Raw genomic sequence first — 1013 nt, 5'->3', positions numbered from 1 at the left:
CGTGCTATCTGTAACGAAGAAGGCGTGGGCGGTGACTGTTTCGGCCCTGGTGAAGTTGAAGCGACTCACTACGCAGGTGCAGATCCAAAAACGATTGCACTTAACGGTACAGTTAAGCCTGAGCTTGCTATCCGTAAAGCGATTGAATACGGCTACGCGGTTCACCTAGACTCTTATGAAGAGATCGAAATCGTTGAGCGTATCGCTCGCGAAGTGAAGCCTGCTGAAAAAGTCCGTATCGCGGTTCGTCTTAAAGTTATTCCAGAAGATTTCTTTAACGACTTCGAACCAGATGCTTACCCGTTCCCTAACTTCATCGGCGCGATGAAATGGATCAAATTCGGTCTTCTTAAAGAAGAAGCGAAGAAGATTGTTAACCGCGTGAAAGAAATCGACGTATTCGAATTCTACGGTTTCCACACTCACCTAGGTCGCTTCTCTAAGCAGCCTGAAGGTTGGGATGCGCTTTACCGCGAATACGCACGTAACATCATTGAGATCTCTCGTGAGTGTGGCGTTCAACCTTTCCAATGTGACCTAGGCGGCGGTTGGCCACGTGAGCGTGAGCCAGAGTGTCGTAGCAAAGAACACATGATGAACTCAAACACTATCGAAGACTACGCGAAAATCGTGTGCGCCGGTATGCTTGAAGAGTTCAACAAAGAAGGCTTTGAAGTACCACAACTGTGGCTAGAACCTGGCCGTTACATTGCAGGTAACATCGGTACGCTGCTAACGTCTGTTTACGTGGTTAAAGATGACCAAGAAATTGACTACACCTACACAATGGTTGACGCGTCTACTTACCTGGCAACGCTAGTAGAGTCTCAAGAGTCGAAGAACCCTGTTCTTCCAGCAAACAAGATGACTCAACCGCTTGTTAAGAAAACCACTGAGATCGCGGGTCCAATCTGTATCCCATCAATCTGGGAAAGCGGTGCAACCATGCCTAAGCTGGTACCAAACGACGTTCTAGCTATCATGGATGTAGGTCACTACGCTGAGTCTCAAGC

Annotated in this window: 1 protein-coding gene; it reads left to right on the top strand. The window is 48.0% G+C overall.

Annotation, left to right across the window (positions count from 1 at the left end):
• Positions 1 to 1013 (top strand): diaminopimelate decarboxylase family protein (locus tag LNL84_RS19615; RefSeq protein WP_244359554.1); only part of this gene is annotated, 1013 nt, incomplete at both ends.

Origin of the sequence: Vibrio gelatinilyticus, from assembly GCF_022836845.1 — a bacterium.
Taxonomy (GTDB): Bacteria; Pseudomonadota; Gammaproteobacteria; order Enterobacterales; family Vibrionaceae; genus Vibrio; species Vibrio gelatinilyticus.
This window is presented reverse-complemented; position numbering and strand designations above follow the sequence as displayed.